This window comes from Flavobacterium sp. GW823-FHT04A11 (assembly GCF_058796535.1).
The window spans coordinates 2,742,974-2,762,110 of record NZ_CM179503.1 but is presented as its reverse complement, the minus strand read 5'-3'; the positions used below and the strand labels follow the sequence as shown (position 1 = coordinate 2,762,110).

At 32.4% G+C, this 19,137-nt stretch carries 17 protein-coding genes; 5 read left to right on the top strand and 12 right to left on the bottom strand.

Annotation, left to right across the window (positions count from 1 at the left end; all coding sequences use genetic code 11):
- Nucleotides 1-39: 39 nt before the first annotated feature.
- Nucleotides 40-1,500, bottom strand: coding sequence for an aminoacyl-histidine dipeptidase (locus AC3QL1_RS11830; RefSeq protein ID WP_492491563.1), 1,461 nt, complete (start codon nucleotides 1,498-1,500; stop codon nucleotides 40-42).
- A gap of 237 nt (nucleotides 1,501-1,737) precedes the next feature.
- Between AC3QL1_RS11830 and AC3QL1_RS11825 the strand changes: the two genes are divergently transcribed.
- The 3 genes from AC3QL1_RS11825 to AC3QL1_RS11815 all read left to right on the top strand — a co-directional run bounded on the left by AC3QL1_RS11825 (nucleotide 1,738) and on the right by AC3QL1_RS11815 (nucleotide 4,081).
- Nucleotides 1,738-2,799 (top strand): DUF3810 domain-containing protein, encoded by a 1,062-nt coding sequence (locus AC3QL1_RS11825; RefSeq protein ID WP_492491561.1) that lies wholly within the window; start codon nucleotides 1,738-1,740, stop codon nucleotides 2,797-2,799.
- A 146-nt stretch (nucleotides 2,800-2,945) separates the two neighbouring features.
- Nucleotides 2,946-3,440 (top strand): RNA polymerase sigma factor, encoded by a 495-nt coding sequence (locus tag AC3QL1_RS11820; RefSeq protein WP_042563225.1) that lies wholly within the window; start codon nucleotides 2,946-2,948, stop codon nucleotides 3,438-3,440.
- A gap of 8 nt (nucleotides 3,441-3,448) precedes the next feature.
- Nucleotides 3,449-4,081, top strand: a complete 633-nt coding sequence (locus AC3QL1_RS11815) for a DUF8845 family protein (RefSeq protein WP_492491558.1) — start codon at nucleotides 3,449-3,451, stop codon at nucleotides 4,079-4,081.
- Nucleotides 4,082-4,193: 112 nt separating this feature from the next.
- On the opposite strand, the gene AC3QL1_RS11810 is transcribed toward AC3QL1_RS11815, so the two are convergent.
- Both AC3QL1_RS11810 and AC3QL1_RS11805 read right to left on the bottom strand, forming a co-directional pair.
- Nucleotides 4,194-5,003, bottom strand: a complete 810-nt coding sequence (locus AC3QL1_RS11810) for a lysophospholipid acyltransferase family protein (protein WP_492491557.1) — start codon at nucleotides 5,001-5,003, stop codon at nucleotides 4,194-4,196.
- 126 nt (nucleotides 5,004-5,129) lie between these two features.
- The gene (locus AC3QL1_RS11805; RefSeq protein WP_492491555.1) at nucleotides 5,130-5,780 is read right to left on the bottom strand and encodes an NUDIX hydrolase; all 651 of its coding nucleotides are present in this window, start codon (nucleotides 5,778-5,780) and stop codon (nucleotides 5,130-5,132) included.
- A gap of 87 nt (nucleotides 5,781-5,867) precedes the next feature.
- On the opposite strand from AC3QL1_RS11805, the gene AC3QL1_RS11800 reads away from it, so the two are divergent.
- On the top strand, nucleotides 5,868-6,305 hold the full coding sequence (locus tag AC3QL1_RS11800) for a DUF4268 domain-containing protein (protein ID WP_492491553.1): 438 nt from the start codon (nucleotides 5,868-5,870) through the stop codon (nucleotides 6,303-6,305).
- Between the two features lie 106 nt (nucleotides 6,306-6,411).
- Here the strand turns inward: AC3QL1_RS11800 and AC3QL1_RS11795 are convergent, their stop codons facing one another.
- Genes AC3QL1_RS11795 through mnmA form a run of 4 tightly spaced genes read right to left on the bottom strand, consistent with a single transcriptional unit; the run spans nucleotide 6,412 to nucleotide 10,640 of the window.
- Nucleotides 6,412-6,825 (bottom strand): hypothetical protein, encoded by a 414-nt coding sequence (locus AC3QL1_RS11795; RefSeq protein WP_492491552.1) that lies wholly within the window; start codon nucleotides 6,823-6,825, stop codon nucleotides 6,412-6,414.
- Nucleotides 6,826-6,845: 20 nt separating this feature from the next.
- The gene (locus AC3QL1_RS11790) at nucleotides 6,846-7,790 is read right to left on the bottom strand and encodes an NAD(P)H-dependent flavin oxidoreductase (protein WP_492491550.1); all 945 of its coding nucleotides are present in this window, start codon (nucleotides 7,788-7,790) and stop codon (nucleotides 6,846-6,848) included.
- 8 nt (nucleotides 7,791-7,798) lie between these two features.
- Nucleotides 7,799-9,406, bottom strand: coding sequence for a S8 family serine peptidase (locus AC3QL1_RS11785; RefSeq protein WP_492491548.1), 1,608 nt, complete (start codon nucleotides 9,404-9,406; stop codon nucleotides 7,799-7,801).
- Between the two features lie 46 nt (nucleotides 9,407-9,452).
- The gene (gene mnmA, locus AC3QL1_RS11780; protein ID WP_492491546.1) at nucleotides 9,453-10,640 is read right to left on the bottom strand and encodes a tRNA 2-thiouridine(34) synthase MnmA; all 1,188 of its coding nucleotides are present in this window, start codon (nucleotides 10,638-10,640) and stop codon (nucleotides 9,453-9,455) included.
- A gap of 143 nt (nucleotides 10,641-10,783) precedes the next feature.
- Between mnmA and AC3QL1_RS11775 the strand changes: the two genes are divergently transcribed.
- Nucleotides 10,784-12,661 carry a PEP/pyruvate-binding domain-containing protein gene (locus AC3QL1_RS11775; RefSeq protein WP_492491545.1) on the top strand — a complete coding sequence of 626 codons (1,878 nt, stop codon included), beginning with the start codon at nucleotides 10,784-10,786 and terminating at the stop codon, nucleotides 12,659-12,661.
- Here the strand turns inward: AC3QL1_RS11775 and AC3QL1_RS11770 are convergent, their stop codons facing one another.
- The 5 genes from AC3QL1_RS11770 to pyrG all read right to left on the bottom strand — a co-directional run bounded on the left by AC3QL1_RS11770 (nucleotide 12,662) and on the right by pyrG (nucleotide 18,843).
- Nucleotides 12,662-13,219, bottom strand: coding sequence for a DUF4956 domain-containing protein (locus tag AC3QL1_RS11770; protein WP_492491543.1), 558 nt, complete (start codon nucleotides 13,217-13,219; stop codon nucleotides 12,662-12,664). It lies immediately after the preceding gene.
- 98 nt (nucleotides 13,220-13,317) lie between these two features.
- The gene (locus tag AC3QL1_RS11765) at nucleotides 13,318-14,370 is read right to left on the bottom strand and encodes a tetratricopeptide repeat protein (protein ID WP_492491542.1); all 1,053 of its coding nucleotides are present in this window, start codon (nucleotides 14,368-14,370) and stop codon (nucleotides 13,318-13,320) included.
- A 58-nt stretch (nucleotides 14,371-14,428) separates the two neighbouring features.
- A complete protein-coding gene (locus AC3QL1_RS11760; protein WP_492491540.1) occupies nucleotides 14,429-15,148 on the bottom strand; it encodes a toxin-antitoxin system YwqK family antitoxin in 720 nt (239 codons plus the stop codon).
- A gap of 94 nt (nucleotides 15,149-15,242) precedes the next feature.
- The gene (yidC, locus tag AC3QL1_RS11755) at nucleotides 15,243-17,150 is read right to left on the bottom strand and encodes a membrane protein insertase YidC (RefSeq protein ID WP_492491538.1); all 1,908 of its coding nucleotides are present in this window, start codon (nucleotides 17,148-17,150) and stop codon (nucleotides 15,243-15,245) included.
- A 79-nt stretch (nucleotides 17,151-17,229) separates the two neighbouring features.
- Complete coding sequence (pyrG, locus tag AC3QL1_RS11750; protein ID WP_492491537.1) at nucleotides 17,230-18,843, bottom strand: CTP synthase; 1,614 nt, start codon at nucleotides 18,841-18,843, stop codon at nucleotides 17,230-17,232.
- Nucleotides 18,844-19,137: the final 294 nt, after the last annotated feature.

The window sequence follows — 19,137 nt, the reverse complement described above, 5'->3', positions numbered from 1 at the left end:
TTAAAACTGAATAATGAGACTGCAACTGAATACTGTGACTTACTTAACTGGAATATTTGAAAGAATTTCTAATACAAATTTCCAATATTTTTGAGCTGAAGAAATACTTGCTCTTTCATCCGGAGAATGCGCACCGTGAATTGTTGGTCCAAAAGAAATCATATCCATATCAGGATAATTTGTTCCCAAGATTCCACATTCTAAACCAGCGTGACAAGCTACTACTTTTGGTTTTTCACCGTTTTGTCTTTCATAAATTCCAACCAAAGTATCTAAGATTTCAGAATTTACATTTGGCGTCCAACCCGGATAAGAACCTGAAAGTTCTACTTCGCAACCAACTAATTCAAAAGCGGAACGCAATGAATTTGCCAAATCAAATTTTGAAGTTTCAACAGAAGAACGTGTCAGACATCCCACTAAAATTTCACCATCTTTTACAATAACACGGGCGATATTATTTGAAGTTTCAACTAAATCAGCCATGTCAGCGCTCATTCTGTAAACACCATTATGTGCTGCATAAATGGCTCTGATAATTCCTTCCTGAACTCCTAAATCCATTACTTTTTCAGGCAAATCACATTTTACGATTTCGATAGATAAGTTTGGTTCGGTAGTTTTATATTCTGCTTTTATATCGTTGATAATTTCCTGCATATCAAAAATGTACGCTTCATCAAACATTTCTGAAATGATCACTTTTGCAACACTTTCTCTTGGAATTGCATTTCGTAAACTTCCTCCATTAATTTCAGAAACCTGTAATCCGAAGTTTTCAAAACCATCAAAAAGCAAACGGTTCATGATTTTATTGGCATTACCAAGACCTTTATGAATATCCATTCCAGAATGACCTCCATTTAGACCTTTTACGGTAATAATATGTCCAACTGATCCTTCCGGAACTTCTTCTTCATGATAAGTCCTTGTAGCCGTTACATCAATTCCTCCGGCGCATCCTATATCAATTTCATCATCTTCTTCCGTATCTAAATTCAAAAGAATCTGACCTTGCAGAATTCCGCCTTTTAAATTTAATGCTCCTGTCATTCCTGTTTCTTCATCAATTGTAAATAATGCCTCAATTGCAGGATGCGGAATATCTTTACTTTCCAGAATCGCCATAATTGTGGCAACTCCTAAACCATTGTCAGCACCAAGAGTTGTACCACGCGCACGAACCCAGTCACCATCAACATACATATCAATTCCTTGTGTATCGAAATCAAAAACTGTATCTGCATTTTTTTGGTGCACCATATCAAGGTGTCCCTGCATTACAATTGCTTTTCGGTTTTCCATTCCCGGAGTGGCAGGTTTTCTTATGATTACATTTCGAATTTCGTCTTCAAAAGTTTCTAAACCTAAGCTGTTTCCAAAGTTTTTCATAAACTCGATGACGCGCTCTTCTTTTTTTGACGGACGCGGAACTTCATTTAAATCGGCAAATTTATTCCAAAGTGCTTTTGGTTCCAGATTTCTTATTTCCTGACTCATTATATTTTGTTTGAAGTTTAACAATTAAGAGCACCAAAGTTACAAAGTTTATATTTTTTTTCGCCACGAATTCCACTAATTAGCACGAATCTTATTGAAATTAAAAAATATTTTCACGAATACTTTTCTATTGCTGTAATTATAAATTTTTAATTAGTGAAAATTTGTGGAATTCGTGGCTAACTTTTTTTAATCCGTTGATATTGTCTTTATATTTACGTAATCAAAATTTATGCTGTGAAATCAAAATATCTTTTACCCTTATTCCTCCTTCTTCAAATCATCATTTTAAAGATACTTCCTTTTTTCCCGGATTTTATCGAACGTTTTTACAGTAACGGATTATATTTAAAAATCTCTCATTTTTCAAGAATAATTTTAAGAAGAATTCCTTTTTCTATTGGCGATTGTATTTATACATTTTTGATCATTTTATCTATTTACTGGTTTTGGAAAATCAGAAAAACCTGGAAAATTCAATGGAAAGACAATCTCTTGAAAATTTTAAGGTGTCTTTCTGTTTTTTATTTTTTCTTTCATTTGCTTTGGGCATTCAATTATTACAGAGAACCTCTTTTTGAAAAAATGAAAATTCAAAGAGAATATACGGATGCTGAATTATTGGTTTTTACCAAAAAACTAATCCTGAAAACCAATGAAATTCAATTGCAAATAACTAAAAACGATAGTGCAAAAATCGTATTCCCTTATTCGCAGGAAGAAGTTTTTCAGATGGATCTAAACGGGTATGAAAACCTTGCAAAAGAATATCCTTATTTTAAATATGAAATTTTAAGCATTAAAAAATCACTTTTTAGTCTGCCTTTAACCTATATGGGTTTTGGCGGGTATTTAAATCCATTTACGAATGAAGCTCAGGTAAATGATTTATTACCAATGTATAATTTTCCGCTTACGAGTTGTCATGAAATGGCGCATCAAATGGGTTTTGCCAGTGAAAGTGAATGCAATTTTATCGGAGTTTTATCTTCTGTTAAAAACGATAATTTATATTATAAATATTCAGGTTATAGTTTTGCTTTGCGCTATTGCTTAGGGATTTGGCAGGTAAAAAACGAGAAAATTTTTAATCAGTTAAAGAAAACTGTTCATGTTGGAATTTTAAAAAATTATCAGGAAAGTCAGGATTTCTGGAAAAAATATGACACTTTTATCGATAAAGGATTTCATATTCTTTATGATAATTTCCTAAAAACAAACAATCAAAAGGACGGAATGGAAAGTTATAGCAAATTTGTAGATTTGATGGTAAATTATTACAAAACGAGGCCATTATAAAAGTTAGCCACGAATTACACGAATTGACACCAATTTTTATTAACTAATTTAAAAAAAAAATATAATTAGTGAAAATTGGTGTAATTCGTGGCAAAAAAAAAGAAATCTAAGTGTAACAAAATTACTTTCAGTACTACTAATATATTATGACCGAAAACCTAGAACAATCATTTGTTGCGCAATTGCAGGCAAATCAGAATATAATCCACAAGATTTGTAGATTATATACTGCCGGCGAAGATGCACATAAAGATTTGTTTCAGGAAATAACAATTCAGCTCTGGAAAGCGTATCCAAAATTTAGGGGCGACAGTAAATTTTCGACCTGGACATATCGAGTGGCGTTAAATACTGCCATTACCTTATACCGAAAAACCAAACGAACCGTATCGACAGTAGAATATGAAAGTCATCAGCATTTTGTAAAAGATGTTGATTACAATTATGAAGAGGAAGAACAAATTAAATTGATGTACAAAGCTGTTTACCAACTTAATGACATCGAAAAAGCATTAGTTTTTATGTATTTAGAAGACAAAGATTATCAAGAAATAGCCGAAACACTTGGAATAAGCGAAGTGAATGCACGTGTGAAAATGAACAGAATTAAAGGGAAACTTAAAAAGATACTAAATCCTTAAAAATAATTATGAAAGAACTGGATTTATTAAAAAAAGACTGGAAAAAGAACTCGGATTCTTTTCAACAAATTTCAGAAAATGAAATCTACAAAATGATTCATAAAAAATCATCTTCAATTGTGAAGTGGATTTTGATTATCAGTATTTTGGAGATTTTATTCTGGACTGTTTCGAATTTCTTTTTCAGTACAGACGAAATGTTAATCAAGATAAAACACGCAGAAATGATCTTTTATCTGGAACTTCTAACCTACTTTAATTATGTAGTCGTCTTAATTTTTGTTTACTTTTTCTATAAAAACTACAAAACAATTTCTACTACAGAATCGACAAAGTTACTGATGAGCAGTATTTTAAAAACCAGAAAAACGGTTCAGTATTATGTTTGGTATAATTTAGGAATGGCTGTTTTAAGTTCGATTATCAGCTTTTTTATTGCTTTTGTGTATAATCCTGAAATGGAATTCTTAAGAGATAAATTAGCCACAAACGGCAAAGCAATGATGATGACGATCGGTATTTTATTTCTGGTAACGCTGGCGTTTTTAGGTATCTTCTGGTGCTTCTACAGATTATTGTATGGAACTCTATTGCGCAGATTATATGCTAATTATAAAGAATTGAAGAAGATAGATTTGTAAAAAAGTTTCTAAGATTCTGAGTCGCTAAGGTTCTAAGTTTTTCCAACTTGAAACCTGAGACGTGACTTCTTTAATCTAAAATCTAAACTCTAAACTCCGAAATCTAAAATCATTAATAATCCCATCTTCTCATTTGGTTTAGTTCTTCCTGAACTTTTAATTCTTCGGCTGGGATAACTTTTAAAAATGATGGATGCTGTTCGATTGCATATTCTACTTTTTCAACTATTTCGTCGATTGTATCATTTTCATAATCAATATCAAGAGGTTCTTTGATGATGAAAGATTGCAGGATTCCTTTCTTTTTCATTCGTAAACCTTTTTTATCGAATGAGCGGCGAAAACCATCAATGACAATTGGAATTACAATGGGTTTATGCTGTTTTATGATATGAGCGGTTCCTTTACGAACTGGTTTAAAAGATTTTGTTGTGCCTTGCGGAAACGTAATTACCCAGCCATCTTCAAGTGCAATTCTAATATTTTCGGTATCATTTGGGTTTACATCGCGTTTTTCTGTTACATCAACTCCTTTTGCACGCCAGGTTCTTTCTACGGTTATGGCACCAACATAAGCCAAAATTCTTGGCAGTAAACCGGCCTGCATGGTTTCTTTTGCTGCAACATAATAAATGTTCATTTTGGGCTGCCATAAATAACCAATATTCTTAATAGTATCCTGACGTCCGCTTAAACTTGCGTTAAACACATGAAACATCGCCACTACATCAGCAAAATAAGTCTGGTGATTGGATATAAACAATACATTAGTATCCGGCAATGTCTTAATAATTTCAGATCCTTCAATCTGCAAATCATTAAATCCCCTGTATCTTCGGTGCGTCATAGCACCCAAAATTCGGATTAACCATTTCTTGATGAATAATATATGTCCAAAAGGATTTCGTTTAAACAATCCCATAGCAGTGTATTGTGTTATTTTTGTTGAGTCGCAAACATACAAAAATTATTCGTTTGGCAACAGTAATAAGCAATTTCGGAAAAATTTTGTTATTCTAATGAATATCAAATTGTTAATTTTATGTTTTTACAATTTTTTATCGAAAGTTGTTTTTAAAACCTCTCTCAGTTCGCTTAAAATCATGGCCGTTGCTCCCCAAACAATATGATTTTGAATATTAAATGCCGGGACTAAAATATTAGAGCCGTAAGAAGTTGACAATGTGGCTTCGAAGATAATTTCATCATCTAAAAAAACTGAAAGCGGCAATTCAATAATGCCCGCAACTTCACGCGCATCAGGATTGAATGAAAGTTCTTCATTTGAAATTCCTAAAAATGGATGCACTAAAAAATTACTTGGCGGAATATACATTGGAGAAAATTCTTTTATAACTTCTATTTTTTCAGACAGAATTCCAACTTCTTCCTGTGTTTCACGCAAAGCTGTTGCTTCATAACTGATATCAAACGTTTCATATTTTCCTCCCGGAAAAGCGATTTGCGACGAATGAACGCCATTATAAGCATTTCTGACTATTAAAACTAAGTGTGTTTCTTCATTTTTGGGATAGAAAAGCATCATCACTGCGGCAATTCGCGGATTTACAGCCTTTAAATCTAAGTTTTTCAAAGCTTCTGTACGTTCCTTCGGAGCCATTTTTATATGTGCAGCTTCTGCCGGAAGTTCAACTGGAATTAAATTAGGAACATATTGCAAAAAGTCTTGAAAATCCATATTCAAAGTTTATTTTTGTACTTTTAAAATATAAATATAGTCCAGAAAACGCGGTTCTACAAGTTTTCTAAAACTAAAGCCATAAAAATGTACAGCAGAGAAGAATCACAAAAGTTAAAAAGAGAGTTTTGGGTGGCTTTCGCCGAAAAATATCCACGTAAATGGGTGCTTTATGATACTAAAATTAAAGATTTTTCTTTTAAGTTTTATGTAGATAATAAAAAAGCGCAGGTTTTAATTGATATTGAACCCCGAAGCGAAGAAAAAAGAACTGCCTATTATGAAAAAATAGAAGCTTTAAAAAATATTCTCGAAGAAGAATTTATCAAAGATTTGGTTTTCGAAAAAAATTACACCTTAGAAAGCGGTAAAACCATCAGCAGAATCTGGGTTGAAAAACAAGGCGTTGGTTTTAGCAACCGCAATAATTGGGATGCCATTTTTGATTTCTTTTTTGAAAACATGCACGCGCTTGAAATGTTTTACCTGGAATATGATGAGTTTATTAAGGATATTGAGTCTTAGGAAAGGTTCTGAGGTTCTAAGTTTCTGAGATTCTAAGTTTTTTTTATAGCAAACCCGATAGATTTTTCAATCTATCGGGTTTATTATTTGATAAGTTATCAGTTTTCTAAACACTAAAAATATTATAAACTATAATATGATCATCATAGTTTATGTAAAGCTGCTTGCGGTAATCCTGTTTTTTTCTGGTAATTATTGAAATTTTACAATCTCTTCCGTCATTATCTTTACACATAAACGAATATACAATATCGGTATCATTTTCTTCACGTTCTATATAATCTAAAATAATAAAAAGCTGAATTTCCTGCGAGTAAACTACAATTCTATGTTTGTTTGTATCCAGAATTACCGAAAGATTTACCAAATCAAGATTGGACCACTCGCCCCATTTTCCCCTTTCATTTTTTTCTAAAACACTAAAACCGGATGTTTTAAATTGATAAGACTGACTATACGCTTGTTGCAAACCCAGTCCTAAAAAAAGTAATATTATATAATAAATGTATGCGATTTTCATAAAATAATTCTTGCAGATAATTAAAACTCAAATTTAGCCTTTTCCCGGCACGCAATCTCAAAATCTGCTATCAATTCCTGAATTATTTGTTCTACAGGCAAAATTTCATGAATTAGTCCTGAAATCTGACCAATTTCTAGTTCTCCTTCTTCCAGATCTCCTTCAAACATTCCTTTTTTTGCTCTTGCTCTGCCTAATAATTGAACTAAATCTTCTTTTGAAGGGCATTTTTCATATAAATCCTGAACATCCTGATAGAATTTATTTTTAACCAATCTTACAGGCGCTAATTCTTTCAATGTCAATTGCGTATCTCCTTCTTTTATATCAACTATCTTTTGCTTAAAATTATTATGTGCCGATGATTCAATTGATGCCGCAAAACGACTTCCAACCTGAACACCGTCTGCACCTAAAATCATTGTAGCCAGCATTCCGCGTCCGGTTGCAATTCCGCCGGCAGCGATAATCGGAATCTGAATTTTTTCTCTCACCATCGGAATCAAAGTCAGCGTTGTCGTTTCATCACGTCCGTTGTGTCCTCCTGCTTCAAAACCTTCCGCTACAATGGCATCAACTCCGGCTTCTTGTGCTTTAAGGGCAAATATGCTGCTGCTTACAACATGTACAACAGTAATTCCTTTTGATTTTAGAAAAGAAGTCCATGTTTTCGGATTTCCTGCTGATGTAAAAACGATTTTCACCCCTTCTTCTAGCACAATATTCATGATTTCTTCAATATTGGGATATAACATCGGAATATTGACTCCAAAAGGTTTATCTGTAGCTTTTTTACATTTCTGAATATGTTCGCGTAAAACTTCAGGATACATCGATCCGGCACCAATTAATCCCAAACCTCCTGAATTACTAACTGCGGATGCCAATTTATAACCGCTGTTCCAAATCATTCCTCCCTGAATAATTGGATATTTTATATTGAAAAGCTGGGTAATTTTATTCATTTAAAATATTATTGTTTGATAAACTTTCCGGTTTTATGCAAACCTTCAGCATCAAAAGTATAAAAATAGAGTCCGCTTTTTAGAGGCTGAACAGAAAGAATCGAATTTTCAGTTGTAATTTCTTTTTCAATAAGCTTTTGTCCCAAAACAGAGTAAATTACAACCGAAGCTGTATTATTTTGATTTGAAAAAGAGAAAGAAATATCGGTTTTTGCAGGATTTGGAAACACAGAAAAAAAAGTGTTAGTATCAAAATTTTCTACTCCTAAAGTCGATCCAAAATTAGGAATTCCATATCCATAATTATTATTTGGAGTTGTATAGCGATCTGAGGATTCTAAAATCATTTGTCGAATTTCCTTATTTGTTTTGGATGGAAAAGCCTGCCATAAACAAGCCACCATTCCAGCCATGATAGGACATGAAAACGAAGTTCCATTTGAAGTTATTATATTTCCATTGACATCAGAAACGACTGAAGCAGTTCCCTGCGCCATAATATCCGGCTTAATTCTGCCATCATAACTTGGTCCAATCGAACTAAAACCAGATTTTACTTTCGAAACCGTAACCGATCCAATTGCTAATACAGAAACTGCATCGGCAGGAGAACCAATATGCGGTTCCGCTGTGATTCCTTCATTTCCTGCAGAAGCCAAAACAACTATTCCTTTGCTAAAAGCCATTTCGGCACCGCGCGAAACAAAATTAGTAGTTCCGTCCATATCGCTATAAGTATGATTGTATCTCGCTTCGTCACGCTGGGCAAAATATCCTAATGATGTCGTAATAATATCAACACCTAAAGCATCGGCTTTTTCAGCTGCTTCCACCCAAAGTGATTCTTCAAGAGGATTTTCGAGCGCATCAATTTCTGTAATAAAAAGATAATACGATGCATTTGGAGCCGTTCCTACCAAAGCATTTACTTTGTAACCGCCCATAGTAGAGAGTACTAAAGTTCCGTGGCTGCCTCCTGTGTAAAAATTTGCATTTCTTGTGGTAAAATCATAACCACCCAAAATTCGGTTATTATTTCTAAGATTTTCAAATGGTTGAGCTGTGTTAACTCCCGGAAATCCTGCATCTAAAACAGCTATGATTTTTCCTTCTCCTGTAAAATCCTGCTGATGTAAAACTTGTCCGTTCAACATTTGAATCTGATTGGCAGAATTACCGTATGAATAATCAATGGCTGTTTCCAGTTTATTCCGCGTTTGACTTGTCTTGGTTTCTGAAACTTTTTTTCCAGTAACATTTAAAGTTTTATCTGCAAAATCTACTTTTTGAACAAAAGACAATGATTTTAAAGCATTGATATTCGCCTGTGTACCGCGAATATGCAACGCATTCAACCATTTAGATTGTGCCATAACACTTATTCCCGTACTGGCTTTAATTTGATCTATAAAAGAAGTTTCCAAAGGAGCATCTGTAAAATCCAGATCTATATTTTGATTTGTTCTTCGATCTAACGCTTTTTGCGAAAGTTCCGTCAATGGATTATTAAAGAACAGTTGAGCATTAGGTTTTGCATTGAAATAAACCCAGGCTTCTTGTTGCGAAAATACGGTGAACGAAAGAAGTAATAGAAGAAATGTAAAGTTATATCTCATAGTTTTACTTTTTTAAAGGCATAAACCTTTGTAAAAAAGTATAAAGCTAAGAAATTACTCCCGAACCAACTAATTCATTATCGAAATACCAGGCTACAAATTGCCCTTCTGTAATAGCAGATTGAGATTCATCAAAACGAACATACATTCCATCTTCAAACTGATGCAAAGTAGCTTTTTGCAAAGGCTGACGGTATCTGATTCTTGCCATTACTTCCATAGTTTCCCCTACTTTCAAAGCAAGATCAGTACGAATCCAGTGTACTTCAGATTTTTCGATAAACAAAGCTTTTTTAAACAAACCCGGATGATTGCTTGTTAAACCGGTATAAATAGTATTGGTTTCAACATTTGTAGCAATGATAAATAATGGGTCTGTAGTTCCGCCAACATTCAATCCTTTTCTTTGTCCAATTGTAAAATAATGAGCACCCTGATGTTTGCCCACAACTTTTCCCATTGTTGGAAGATATTGCAGTTTTTGAGCTTCTAATTTCAGCTCTTCTTCCAAAGATAAACCATCAGGTTTTTCGATAGTATAAATTGGATCCTTTTTATCAATCTGAACAATTTTACCTTCTTTAGGCTGCAATTTTTGTTGCAGGAATTCCGGCAAACGTACTTTCCCGATGAAACATAATCCTTGAGAATCTTTCTTTTCTGCCGTTACCAAATCCATTTCAGCGGCAATTTCGCGCACTTCCGGTTTGGTTAAAGCCCCAATTGGAAATAATGATTTTGCCAATTGATCTTGTGATAACTGACATAAGAAATACGATTGATCTTTGTTATTATCAGCTCCGGCAATTAATTGATAGACCGGTTTTCCGTCTACTTCAATTTCGCTTTTTTGGCAATAATGTCCTGTTGCCACATAATCTGCACCAAGACTTAAAGCGATTTTCATAAAAACATCAAATTTGATTTCACGGTTACAAAGCACGTCAGGATTTGGAGTTCTCCCTTTTTCGTATTCGTTGAACATATAATCAACGATTTTTTCTTTGTATTCTTCGCTTAAATCAACAGTTTGAAACGGTATTCCGAGTTTTTCAGCAACCAGCAAAGCATCATTACTGTCTTCTAACCACGGACATTCATTAGAAATAGTAACTGAATCATCATGCCAGTTTTTCATAAAAAGGCCAATAACTTCATATCCTTGCTGTTGCAATAAATAAGCAGCAACACTAGAATCTACTCCACCGGAAAGTCCAACAACTACACGTTTCATTTTAACTCCTTTATATTTTTATAAGGGTGCAAAGGTAAGTCATATTTTAGAAAATTTTATTGCTTTTAATTAGTTTATATAATGCGGGTGTAGATAAAACTTATTGCTTTTTTTAATTACTTTTAATCATCAATAAAATTGTCATGTCAAAACGGATTTTTACATTTATTTTCTTCATCATTTTAACCACTTTAAGTGCGCAAAATTATACTGCCTCTTTGCAAAATTATGCGCAATATAAAGCATTTAGAGGAAAACCATTATCCGATAAATTTTCGAATATCGAATCAGTAAAGGTTATTTACGATCTGAAAAAGCAAAAAATGTACTACTTTAACAGTACTCTCATTCGTTTGCATTATGACTTTGTAACCAATTATTTAGGATACAGCAAAGACCTGGATATTTTTAATGACAACAATTATAGCAATACCGAAAAAGACAGAGAGTTTTTATTAGGCAACCTCAATCATATTAAAGGAACTGACAAATGGATTTTTGAACTTGCAGCTTCAGATCACATGCCGATTGTATTGCTGGAACGTTTTTATAATTTAATTGTAAGTTCGACTTTTATTGGAAAGGATTTAAAATTTTACCTCAATAATCCGGAGCAAATTGAATGGTTTCAACAAAATAAATTTAAAATTCCATGCGTAAAATCAGACTATATTTTTAATGAACTGAGTTATCAGGAAGTTGTTCCGGGCAAAAATGTTGGTATTCTAAAACAATATAAAATCAAGGAATTAGAAAGCATTAAACCGAATCCTGACGAAATTATTATTTTGGACGGAACGCCTGATATTCTGCCAAATGTACGCGGAATTATCGTAAACGAATTACAAACTCCGTTAAGCCATTTAGTATTATTAGGCAAAAACAGAAAAATTCCAATCATGGCATATACGACTTTTTTGAAAGATCCCAATATCAAAAGACTAATTTCTAAAAAAGTAGAATTAAAAATTGCGATTGATACTTTTTACATTAAGGAAACCGATAAAAAAATAACGCAAAAAGTCATTAAGAAAAAGAAAAAACTAATCATTGACAACAGCGTTACAGATTTGGTCAATTTAGCCACAATTCCAAAAAAAGGAGTGAATTATATCGGTTCTAAAGCCCAAAATATGGCGTATTTAATCGCTATTTCAAAAGAAACAACTTTTAAAACACCGGAAGATGCACATGCCATTCCTTTTTATTTTTATACCAAACACATTCAGAAAAATTCCATTTCACCTTTAATAAATGAGCTTCTTGCTTATCCGCACAAAGATTCAACGGTTTGGATAAATAAGCAATTAAAAAAAATACGTGATGCTATCAAAAAAGAACCTGTCGATCCTGTATTGATTGCCAAATTAAATCAGACTTTTAAAAATGCAGCCTTCAAAAACTTCCGATTCAGATCTTCTACCAATGCCGAAGATATGGATGATTTTAATGGCGCAGGACTTTATGATTCTAAAACCGGAATACTGGGAGACAGCATTAAATCTTTTGAAAAAGCGATTAAACAGGTTTGGGCAAGCGCGTGGAACGAAAGTTCATATACGGAAAGAGAACTTTTTGGTATCGATCAGCAAAGTGTTGCCATGGGTGTTTTGGTACATCGTTCTTTTCCCGATGAATTGGCAAATGGCGTTGTGATTACAAAAAATATATTCAGAGAAAATTTCTCGGGAATTACGGTTAATGTCCAGAAAGGAGAAAATTCGGTTGTAAAACCAGCAAAAGGAGAAGTCTGCGAACAGTTTATTGTTTATCATTTTACAGAAGGAACCAAAGAAAGTGATTTTGATGTAGATTACACTTCAAACTCTAATCTCAACAATAATGAACCTTTATTGAATATGAAGGAAATCAGTAATCTGTTTTTGGTGAGCAAAAAAATAGAAACTAAAATGTATCGCTACTGGAAGAAAAATCTTTTTCATCCAGTAGATATTGAATTCAAGATTGTTGGCGAAAACAGAGATTTATACATCAAACAAGTTAGGCCTTTTAATGAGTAATTAGTACAAAACCAAAATATCAATTTCGTTTGAAACGGTATTAATGTTGATGATTTTAAAATCAAAATCTTCAATATTGATTTTTTGCTGAATCGATTTTCGAATACTTTGATGATCTAAAGAAAAACTTCCGCTTAGTTCTATTTTAACTTCAACACTATTCAAGTATTTAGAAGCTTTTTTATTGACTATAATAGAAGCTATTATGTAAAAACCAATTATAATAATCTGGAAAAAAAGCAAAACTTCTATTTTTTCATATGGATACAGAATATCTAAAATAGAAAGTGTAATCGTTGCAAAAAGAAAGATAATCGCATTTACGGTAAAAGATTGTGTACGAAATCTTAAAATTGAAAAAATGGCAAATAACCCAAACCCGATTCCTACTCCAATCTCGATTTTTGTAAACAAATAACAAAGTGAAAAAGTACAAAGACCCACAATAACCATCAAAGGATTTATGGTTTCATTATCTTTTCTGTTGGAGAAAAAATATAGAATCAAAATCGAAAAAAACAACAATAAAAATCTTCCTGAAAGTTCGTTTAAAGCCATTTACATAATATTAATTAATAGTTCAAATTTAATTAATTTATTTTTTACTCTCAGAAGACTACAAACTGTATTTTTTCAAAAAGAAAATCTATTAGATGCTAATTTTTCCAATTATAATTTTTTGACCATTCATAAAATTTATCAAGTTCGGCTTGGTTCTTTTTATGCCATTTGGAAACATCTTCAGTTCCTGAATCTACAAATACTATATATGCAAAAGGCTCAATTAATTTTTTATTCTTCATCTCAATAAAATAAGGAGCAAAATTTTCCCAGTAAAACCCAAAATTATCTTTCTTGACTTCATTAAGAGACGCACAAATAGTTTTAAATTTTCTGATAAATTTTTCTACATCCGTTTTATTTGCATTCTTTTTATCAAAATCCAGAGCTGCTTCCATTGATAAAATCAAATCAGTTATCGAAAAATCATTTTCCTTTTTATGGACAGTTACTGTAGAATCTGAAAGAGATCTTGCATCAATATGTAGTGAAATAGAATTTCCTCCAGTTTGTGTAACGCCTTGCATTAATAATTTTTGCAAATTTTCAAAACTCTTTTTCGATCTGGACGTTTGTGGTTCAACGATCAAAAACCTTGAAAAAGCCATAATAGCAGGAATTCTATTGCTTTTCATTTCCAAAAAGCCAATAGCATTTAATGAACTTGCATGTTTTGAATTAATAGCAACAGCTTTTTGAAAACAAAGAATCGCATCATTATACTTATTAAGATTAGTATAACATATTCCTTTATTATAATATAATTGATAATAATTTGGATATTTTTGAATACCCTCGTCATAAAGTTTCAGCGCTTCGTCAGTCTTTTTTAAATGATCTAATGAATTTGCATAATTAACATATAGATTCTTAAGATTCTCATTTGGATGAGTCAAGAAAGCTTGCTTAGAAACAGATAATGCTTCATCGTATCTACCTGCTGAATTCAAAGACATTGCCTTTTCTGATAATGCAGTCAAATTATCTTTATCTAATTCTAAAGCCTTATTGTATTTTTCTAATGCTCCCTTATAATCTCCTTTATCATGAAGTTCAATTCCTTCAATTACCAGCTTTTGGCATTCTTCTTTATTTTGTGCATAAACACCTGAGAAAAATAAAAATAACAGTACAATTTTAAGCTTCATAGATTTAAATGTTTTATTTTATAACTTAAGAATTTATATTAAACAAATCTATATAAATCTATTCTGTCTTTGGCTTTGAATCGGCCTGATAATTACTTTTCGGGTCACTCATATTTACCTCTTTGGTTAGTTTTCCTTTTAGGTAAAATTGCCACATTCCCACTTTCTTTCCATTCAAAAACTTTCCTTTGGATGCCACAACTCCGTCAGAATCGTAAAAAACAGCATCACCATTATATTCGTTATTTTTATAAGTTGTCTGCTCTAAAATGATTCCGTTTTGACCGAATTTTTTATAAATACCTTCCTTCTTTCCATTTATATAGGTCATTTCTTCGGCAACTTTTTCATTGGGATAAAAGACAGTTCGTGCACCTTCAAGTTTTCCGTTTTTGTAATTTTCGATTGTCATTATAACCTTAGAAGCTTTATGGTAATATTTCCATTCTCCTTCGTAATTTTTCCCAATCACTTTCCCTTCGCTTACTTTATTTTTATTCTGATCATAAAAGATATTGTAAGCACTTCCATCATTGGCACTAAAATCACGTGTTGCAATCACATCGCCTTTTTTAGTGTCGTCAAAAAATTTAAATATTCCGGTTTCTTTTCCGTGACTAAAAGTTCCTTCGTAACGCGGACGTTTAGAAACTTCATAAGTTCCTTTCCATAAACCGTCTTTTTTACCGTTAGCATCCAGTTTATTGATGTCAGTTTGCGCGTTTGTAAAAAGTACATTTAGTAATAGTAATCCAAATAATATTCTTTTTAAAATCATATATTTTCAATTTTAAACTTAAACGAAATTGTCCTTTATAAATTATATTGAAGGGTATAAAAAAATCCCGATAAATCGAGATTTTTTTATTTTCTTATTTCTTTTTGTTCTGTGCTTTTGCAGCTTCTTGCTGTTCCATCACATCCTGAAGACGTTGTTGAAATTTACTTGGCTTTTTAGGCTCTTTTAATTTATTCTCTTGAATTTGAGCATGAATTTTATCCGTATCAACAATATAGTTTTTAATTACAAACATAATTCCGATTGTGATTAAGTTCGAAATAAAGTTATACAAACTCAAACCTGCACCGTAACTATTGAAGAAAATTAACATCATTAATGGCGAAACATAAATCATGATTTTCATCATTTTTGCCATATCCGGCATACCTTCTTGTTGAGGCGCTGCCATTTGCTGATCTCCAGACGTCATTTTCATATAGAAGAAAATCGCAATTGCCGCCAAAATTGGGAACAAACTAATATGATCTCCATACAATGGAATATGGAATGGTAATTTTACAACAGAGTCAAAAGATGATAAATCGTCTGCCCAAAGGAATCCTTTTTGTCTTAACTCAAAAGCTGACGGGAAGAACTGGAATGATGCATACATAAACGGAAGCTGAATCAGCGCCGGAATACATCCTGCCATTGGGTTTACCCCTGCTTTATTGTATAATTTCATTGTTTCCTGTTGTTTCTTCATTGGGTCTTTTTTGAATTTTTCTCCCAATTCTGTAATCTCTGGACGTAAAACTTTCATTTTAGCCTGAGACAGGAATGATTTATAAGTAATTGGCGACATCGCCAATTTGATGATAATTGTAAAGATGATAATCGCAATTCCGTAAGCAATAAATGAACTTAAGAATCCAAATAATGGAATGAAAATTAATTTATTAATCCATCCAAAAATCCCCCATCCTAGCGGAATAATTTTTTGGAAGTTTTTATCATACGATTTTAAGACTTTATAATCAGATGGTCCAAAATACCAGCTCATTTTATAATCAATCTCTCCATTAGAAAAAGCTAAAGGAACTGTTGCTTTAAATTGTTTTGTAAAAACAGTATCAATTTTATCGTCTTTAACTAAATCATCCGATTGTAATTTTGATTTTTCAAATGGTTTATCAGTCGATAAAATAGTAGTAAAAAAGTGTTGTTTAAATGCAATATAACTAACTTTTTCAGGAGTTTCTTCTTTTCCCTGGCCATGATTACTTACGTTACTGTATTTTTCATCTCCATATTCGTAATCAAGTTCAGTAAAACGATTATCATAAGCAACACTTTTCTCGTTTCTATATGTTTTTAAATCCCAAACTAAATCTAATGGTTTAGAAGAATTGATAACTTTATTTAAGCCTTGGGAACGAATATCAAAACCAACCAAATAATCGTTTGGTTTTAAAATATATTTATATTCTAAAAATTCGTTAGCTCCTGCTTTCAAACGCATTGACAAAATTTGATCAGCACCAACTTTTGTTAGTGTTGGTTCAAAAAACAAATCTTTAGAGTTTAAAGTTCTGTTGTCTGTAGTTTGAAGCTGAATATTTAAGTTAGCATTATTGTCTTTAATCAATTCTACTAATTGCTTTGAACCTTTATGAAATTTTTCAAATTCTTTTAAGGTTGCTTCAACGATATAACCACCTTTATTAGCAATTTTAAGTCTAATCTTTTCGTTTTCAATTGTAGTAAAAGACTCTTTTGCAGAAGGAAGCGTGGCAGAATAAGCAAAACCACCTAAAGTTTTTTGCAATTGTGCCAACTGAACCGTATCTCCGGGAGTTGCAGCAACAACAGGTAAAACAGCTGTTTTAGTTTTATCAGCTTTAGACTGAGCTTCTTGCTTGGCGACTAATTCTTTCTTGGCTTTTTCAGCAGCAATCTCTTTGTCAGAAGGCTGATTTTGGTACATTATCCAAATCAAAATTCCAAATATCAATACAAAACCAATGATTGAATTAAGGTCAAATTTTTTTTCTTCCATTATAATTTTAAAAAAGTTCTTCGTTAAAGGATATTAGTTGTGAGTCTGACTCAAAAGTTACATCCTTTAGAATTAATTATTATTTTTTATGTGCATTTACTGCAGCAGCCACAAAGTTTACGAAAATTGGGTGTGGATTGGCAACCGTACTTTTGTATTCCGGATGGTATTGAACCCCAATAAAAAACGGATGATTTTCTAACTCAATAATTTCTACTAAACCTGTATCAGGATTTACCCCAGATGCAATTAGTCCGGCTTTCACTAATTCATCTTTATATTTATTATTGTACTCATAACGGTGACGATGACGCTCTGAAATGGTCTTTTCACCATAAATTTTATGCGCTAATGTGTTTGGTTTAATGTCACATTTCCAAGCTCCAAGACGCATCGTTCCACCTTTATCTGTAATTGTTTTTTGTTCTTCCATCAAATCTACAACAGGATGTTTTGTTTTTTCATTCATCTCTGTAGAATTCGCTTCTTTGTAACCTAAAATATTTCTTGAATATTCGATAACAGACATTTGCATTCCTAAACAAATTCCAAAAAACGGAATATTATTTTCACGTGCAAAGCGAACTGCTTCAATTTTCCCTTCAATACCTCTTTCGCCAAATCCCGGAGCAACTAAAACTCCGTCAAGAGTTCCTAATTTTTCTTCAACATTCTCAGTCGTAATATGTTCTGAGTGAATAGAAATCACATTAACTTTAGTTTCATTTGTAGCACCTGCATGAATAAACGCCTCTAAAATAGATTTGTAACAATCCTGCATTTCAACATACTTTCCAATCAAACCAATGTTTACAGTATGTTTTGGATTTTTTAATCTGCGTAAAAAAGTATTCCAGTTTTTTAAATCCGGAGCAGCTTTTTTAGGTAAATCTAATTTCTTTAAAGCCACAACATCTAATCCTTCTTCAAGCATTAAATTTGGAACTTCATATATTGTCGAAGCATCAATAGACTGAATAACAGCTTCTCTCTTTACATTACAAAACAAAGCTAATTTGTTTCGTAATTCCGGAGACAATTCATGCTCAGTTCTGCAAACCAGAATATCTGCTTTGATACCGCTTTCCATCAATGTTTTTACAGAGTGCTGTGTCGGTTTTGTTTTTAACTCACCAGCAGCAGCCAAATAAGGAACCAATGTTAAATGAATAACAATTCCGTTATTTTCTCCCAATTCCCAAACCAACTGACGAACTGACTCAATATAAGGAAGTGACTCAATATCACCAACAGTTCCGCCAATCTCAGTAATTACAATATCATAATCGCCTGATTTGCCAAGCAATTGCATTCTGTCTTTGATTTCGTTTGTAATATGAGGAACAACCTGAACTGTTTTTCCTAAAAACTCTCCTCTTCTTTCTTTTTCAATAACCGAAAGATAAACTCTTCCTGTAGTAACGTTATTAGCCTGAGAAGTAGGAACGTTCAGGAAACGCTCGTAGTGGCCTAAATCTAAATCTGTTTCGGCACCATCATCTGTAACATAACATTCTCCGTGTTCATAAGGATTTAATGTTCCCGGATCTACATTGATATAAGGATCAAATTTCTGAATAGTTGTACGATACCCTCTTCCTTGTAACAATTTTGCTAAAGATGCTGCGATAATTCCTTTTCCTAAAGAAGAAGTCACACCGCCTGTAACAAAAATATATTTTGTTTGATTCATTCTGTTGTTGTTTGTATTGTAGTTGTGTAAAAAACTTGGCAAAAGTACAAATTTAATTAGATAATTTGCCAATTAGAGAATGAGATAATTTGCAAAATTTTAAATAGAACGATTACTTGGTTTTGTAATCGATAATTTTAACTTTTAATTAGAGTTTTTTTTGAATATACCATTAAAAGCGTAAATGATATGGCTGAAGTAAATCTAGGCATAAAAAAAAATATTATAATTTTAAAACATCGACTTGTACACATTTGTAAATTCAGTCTTGAATTCTGTGGTGCCAATTTGTTT